The following is a 385-nucleotide window of genomic DNA, read 5'->3' as shown; positions in this document are numbered from 1 at the left end:
TTTTCAACCTTGCAAATGTAATCGTAATCTTTAGCACCTACTGACTCAGTAAACACAGCACCGTTTAAATTGACATGGCCAGGCCTGATATTTAAATATTTCATCGCATATAACAGATCGTTATCCTCGCGTTTTTCTGCCATTTCGTAATAGTACCTCAACACATTACTATTGCTTTGGTTATGCTCATTATGCAGCTTAATGAAATATTGCAATGAAAGACTGCTTTTCTCGCCGCTACTCCAAACGCCGTTGCTGTATTCACTGTGATATGTAATATTTTTACCGTTAGCGCAATTTTTAAATGTGATCGGGAAGTTGATTTTTTCGATGCTTAACATTGTTGATTCTCCTTTGCTTAACTCAACGAGGGGCACTATAACAA

Annotated in this window: 1 protein-coding gene; it reads right to left on the bottom strand. The window is 37.1% G+C overall.

Annotated features, from left to right (window positions below):
* Positions 1-341: hypothetical protein (locus GR212_RS36720; protein WP_204326934.1), on the bottom strand; the 341-nt coding region annotated here is incomplete at its 3' end.
* Between the last annotated feature and the right edge of the window lie 44 nt (positions 342-385).

The organism is Martinezella lusitana (assembly GCF_010668395.1).
Taxonomy (GTDB): Bacteria; Pseudomonadota; Alphaproteobacteria; order Rhizobiales; family Rhizobiaceae; genus Rhizobium; species Rhizobium lusitanum_A.
Note: the sequence above shows the minus strand (reverse complement) of the source record. Positions and strands in the feature narration are given on the sequence as shown.